Source organism: Micromonospora maritima, assembly GCF_902825405.1.
Classification (GTDB): domain Bacteria; phylum Actinomycetota; class Actinomycetes; order Mycobacteriales; family Micromonosporaceae; genus Micromonospora; species Micromonospora maritima.
The window spans coordinates 1-4,774 of record NZ_CADEAU010000407.1; the positions used below are offsets into that span (position 1 = coordinate 1).

General features: G+C 74.5%; 5 protein-coding genes. 2 read left to right on the plus strand and 3 right to left on the minus strand.

From position 1 onward, the window contains the following. Nucleotides 1-1,309: hypothetical protein (locus tag HUW36_RS25735; protein ID WP_174530517.1), on the plus strand; the 1,309-nt coding region annotated here is incomplete at its 5' end. Between the two features lie 19 nt (nucleotides 1,310-1,328). Then, the gene (locus tag HUW36_RS34925; RefSeq protein WP_174530518.1) at nucleotides 1,329-2,729 is read left to right on the plus strand and encodes a PQQ-like beta-propeller repeat protein; all 1,401 of its coding nucleotides are present in this window, start codon (nucleotides 1,329-1,331) and stop codon (nucleotides 2,727-2,729) included. 54 nt (nucleotides 2,730-2,783) lie between these two features. Here the strand turns inward: HUW36_RS34925 and HUW36_RS25745 are convergent, their stop codons facing one another. The 3 genes from HUW36_RS25745 to HUW36_RS25755 all read right to left on the minus strand — a co-directional run. Further along, nucleotides 2,784-3,914 (minus strand): TolB-like translocation protein, encoded by a 1,131-nt coding sequence (locus HUW36_RS25745; protein WP_174530519.1) that lies wholly within the window; start codon nucleotides 3,912-3,914, stop codon nucleotides 2,784-2,786. Further along, a complete protein-coding gene (locus HUW36_RS25750) occupies nucleotides 3,911-4,441 on the minus strand; it encodes a SigE family RNA polymerase sigma factor (protein ID WP_174530520.1) in 531 nt (176 codons plus the stop codon). The genes HUW36_RS25745 and HUW36_RS25750 overlap by 4 nt, the downstream gene beginning before the upstream one ends. A gap of 114 nt (nucleotides 4,442-4,555) precedes the next feature. Continuing rightward, nucleotides 4,556-4,774, minus strand: a 219-nt coding sequence (locus HUW36_RS25755; protein WP_343044366.1) for a putative immunity protein, incomplete at its 5' end; no start/stop codon positions are given.

Below are 4,774 nucleotides of genomic sequence, written 5' to 3' on the forward strand. Positions count from 1 at the left end.
CTGCGCCGGCGCGCTGGTCGGCGTCGGGCTGGGCCTGCGCGGCGACGACGAGGAGGGCGCCGCGCCGAAGGCGGCCGCCGCGGCCAACGGCGTCACGGTCACCGACGCCGAGCTGGCCGCCCTGCTCGACCGGCACAGCAAGGCGCTGGCCGCCAAGGACCTGGACGGCTACCTGGCCGCGTTCGACCCGGCCCGCAAGGACCTGGTCGCCGGCCAGACGCAGCTCTTCCGCAACCTGGCGAAGCTGCCCCTGTCGGTGGCCCGCTACGAGACCATCGAGCAGCAGGGCCGGGCCAGCGACGCGTTCGGGCAGGGCGTCACGTTCCAGCTCGACGTCTCCTTCGTGCACCAGTTCGACGGCTTCGACGTGGCGCCGGTGACCGAGTGGTACCGCTGGACGATCGTCCGCACCGGTAGGGACGCGCCGATCCGGGTCACCGCCGTCACCGGTGCGCCGGCCGCCGCCGGGGGCAGCTCGAAGACGGTCTACCACCCCGGCCCGTGGGACAAGTGGCGGGACATCCACGTCGAGCGGACGCCGCACGCCCTGATCGTCACCGACGCCGGCCGCGCCGCGGCGGCGAAGCGGCTCGCCCCGGCGGCCGAGGCCGCGATCGTCCACGACCTGGCCGTGTGGCGTGCCGGCGGGCTGCCCGGCCCGGTGCCGAAGGGCTTCGTCCTCGCGCTGGCCAAGGGGAAGGACGAGATGACCTCGCTCTACCGGGTCGGCCGGGAGAAGGCCACCGAGGCGGGGTTCTCGCTGGGCATGGTGGCGGCCGAGCGCACCGACGGGAAGTTCACCATCGGCGGCACCCGCGTGGTGGTCGACACCGACGAGGACTACTTCACCCGCTCCGGCGGCGCCAACGACGCCGGCGTGGTGTTCCGGCACGAGGTGGCGCACTCGCTGATGACCCCCCGGACCGACCTGGCCGAGGTGGACGCGTTCGAACGGCTCGACGAGTGGGTGGTCGAGGGCTTCGCCGAGTACGTCGCCTTCCACGGCCGCCCGTTGGGCGCGAGCGAGCGCACCGCGGCGGCGCGCCGGCTCGTCGCGGACGGGTGGAACGGCAGGCTGCCGGACAACGGCGGCTGGAACCAACCGGATCGGGTGAGCTTCCACTACTGGCTCGGGCACGCGGCCATGAACCACCTGGCCGAGAAGTACGGCGAGGCGAAGCTGTTCCGTTTCGTCGACGCCGTCTACGCGGGCACCCCGACCGACCGCGCCGCCCGGGACGTGTTGGGCGTGTCGCTCGACGAGTTCCAGGCCGGGTGGGCCTCCTACGTCCGCGCCCAGGCGCGCTGAGCCGGATCGGAGACGACGGATGACCTACCAGCAACCGCACCAGCCGCCGCCCGCGTACCCGCCGACGGGCTGGCCCGGACCGGCCGGTCCGCCGCCGGCGGCGCCGAAGCGGCGCGGGCGTCTGGCGCTGCTCCTGGCCGGCGGTCTGGTGGCCGTGCTGGCGGTCGCCGCCGGCACCGCCTACGGGGTGTCCCGGCTGGTCGGCGGCGACGACGACGGGCGGGAGCTGCGCACCGCCTGGGTGCTCGACTTCCCGGAGCGGCAGCGCAACGGCCTGAAGACGTTCGACGGGCAGGACATGTTCGGCGCCTGGCTGATCGGCGACGCGGTGGCGCGCGCCCAGCCCGACGGGATCATCGCCTACCGGCTGACCGACGGCGGGCAGGCGTGGGGCGTGCCGGCGCCGCCCGGCAGCTCGCTCTGCGGCGCCGCCCAGACCCTGGCCGAGGGGCGCGGCGTGGTGGTGCTCGGCTCCGCCGACTCCTGCGACACGCTCGTCGGCTTCGACGCCGCCGCCGGCACCCGGAGCTGGCAGGTGAAGATCCCGGCCGAGCGCCTGAAGGGGCGGGGCCTGCTCACCGCGCCGGACCTGTCGGTCGCGGGCGGGCAGGTGGTCGTCCGTTCCGACCAGCGCGTCCTCGGCTACTCGCTGGCCGACGGCAAGCGGCTCTGGCAGACCGACGCCGATCGGCTGCTGCCCGGCCGGGACTGCCGGGTCACCGACGCGCAGGCCGCCGGCACCCAGGCCGTGGTGACCGCCCGCTGCGACGGCGTCCGGGGCGCGCTGCTCGGCCTGGACCCGGCCACCGGCGCGGTGCGCTGGCGGCAGCAGTTGCCCGCCGCCCAGCAGAGCAACGGCGTGCTCAGCGTCGACCCGCTGGTCAGCCTGCCCGGCCTGGAGGGCCGGACGTTCGTCGCACGCGACGCCGCCGGCACGGCGCGGGCCACGTTCGGCAACCCCGTCGGCGGTACGCGCTTCAGCGACCTGCCGGTCAACCGCTCGAACACGGTGGAGGGTCCGGCGGTCCGCCCGTACCTGGCCGACGCCGACACGCTCTACCTGCCGACCGAGGCGGCGAACGTGCCGGGCAAGATGCGCCAGGCCAACCAGGTGGTGGCGATCGACCTGGCCACCGGGGAGCGGCGCTGGGTCTCGACCGGGCACACCGACAGCGAGGTGGAGCTGATCCGCCTCGACGAGCAGGGGGTGCTCGCCTGGGAGGTCGGCGACCACCGGGACCTCGCCCCGCGGCTGGTCCGGATCGACCCGGCGAGCGGGAAGGTGACGGTGCTCGCCGAGGGGCCCCGGTCGGCCGGCACCGAGGGCACCGACGCGAAGGTCCTGGAGCGGGACGGGACGGTGGTGCTGGTGCCGTGGAAGCACGTCAGCGCGGACGCGGCAGTCACCGTGCTGCGCTGACCGGCGGCGGGGCGGACCACCCTCCGGTGGTCCGCCCCGCGTCGTGCCCCGGTGTCAGGGAACGTAGGCCAGCAGCGCCCGGTTCCGGAGCGGGGCCGGCTCGGCTAGCGTGCCGACGGGCGTGAACTTCCCGTCGAGGACCGTGATACCGGTCCCCCGGCGCAGCAGGACCGTCCCGTCGGCGCTGAACAGGACGCTGCGCACCTCGCCCGTGCCGGGCAGGTCGACCTCCTTGCTCCTGGTGGTGTCGACCACCGCGAAGCTGCCGTCCCGGCGGGACGGATCGGTGCCGATCCAACCCACCGCCACGTAGCGGCCGTCGATGGAGACGCTGCGGGCCTCCCAGCCGTCCCACTTCGCGGCCTCCCGCTCCGGCGGCGTGTAGGTGTACTGCCGCAGGACGGCGTCGGCCGAGACGTAGGGCTTGCCCTCCGACACGGCCGCCAACCAGGTGCCGTCGACGGACCAGCAGCGGTCGGTCTCCTGCCCGGGGTCGCCGATGATCTGCCTGTCTGCCGCCGCGTCGTAGAGCACGGACTGCCCGTTCTTACGCTGCGCCATCAGCAGGTCGGCGCCCTGCCAGCGCAGCGGCCGGGAGCCGAGGCAGCTGATCCCCTCCGCCAGCGTCGTCGCCCCGTCCGCCCCGATGTCGGAGATCAGCAGATCGCCGCTCACGCCACTGTCGGTGCTGTCCTGCACCCACACCACCCGCCTGCCGTCCGGCGATACGGACACGGTGTTGGCCTCGCATCGGCTGTCCTGGTGACCGATCTCGTGGACCACCCGGTCCTGCGTGCCGCGCACCGCGTGGATCCGCGAGCGGGTGGACGTCTGCTCCAGGTAGTAGCGGGTTCCGGTCAGCGCGGACTGCGGCTGGCCGGCCTCCACGCTCGGCTCGTTCGACGGCGTGCGGGACGGCTCGACCGGCGCGGTCGGGGTGGGCTCGACCGACGGGGCGGTGCTGGTCACCGACGGCCCGGCCGGCGCGGGCGCCGGACCGTTCGGCCGGATGGCCAGCGCCGTGCCGGTCGCGACGGCCAGCACCGCCAGCGCGGCGGCCGAGGTGACGACGGCCCGCTGGATACCGAGCCGCCGGGAGGTACGCAGGGCCCGGTCCCGCAGGTCGACGGGGGTGACCTCCTCGGCCAGGTCGGCCAGGTCGAAGCGCAGGCGGTCCTGGTTCATCGGGCGGTTCCTTCCGTGGCGTACAGGTCGGCGAGTTCCGGGGCGACGGTGCGCAGCTTGGCCAGCGCCTTGGAGGTCTGGCTCTTGACGGTGCCGACGGTCACGCCGAGCAGGTCGGCGGCCTCGGACTCGGTGCGGTCCTCGAAGAACCTCAGCACCAGCACCGCCCGTTGCTTGGCGGAGAGCCGGGCCAGCGCGGCCCGGAGGGTGAGCCGCAGCGTGATCTGCCGGGCGTGGTCGGGGGCCGAGTCGCCTCCGCGTGGCTCGGGCAGGTCGCCCGGCATCGACTCGGCCACCCGGCGGCGGCGCCACCACGAGACCTGGAGGTGGTACATGATCTTTCGGGTGTACGCCTCCGCGTTGCCGCTGTCGTGCAGCCGGCTCCACGAGCGGTGGGTGCGGGCCAGGGCCGACTGGACGAGGTCCTCGGCCAGATGTTGGTCGCCGGTCAACAGGTAGGCCGAGCGCAGCAGTGCGGGGGTGCGGGTCCGCACGAACGAGTCGAACTCACTCAGGAGAGGGTCCACACGAGCCGGTCCTTCGGGTCAGGTGGTGCGTCAGCGGGGATGCCCTTCCAGACGTCGCCCCGTCGCGGAATGGTTGCCGGTGGGCCGGCCGTCTTTCCACGACCCTTCGCGCGCTCAGCAGTCGAACACCGACCAGCAGATGTCGTTGCGCAACCGCTGGTCGTCCAGCACCAGCTCGCGGATCGCCGCCGGCAACCGGTCGCGCTGCCACCGGCACTCGGCCCGCCCCGCCGCCTCGCTCCGGTCGGCCGGCGCCGCCGCCCGTACCGCCTTGATCGCGTACGCGGCCGCGCCGAGTTCGTGCGCTGCCACGTGGGCGACCACGGCGGCCTG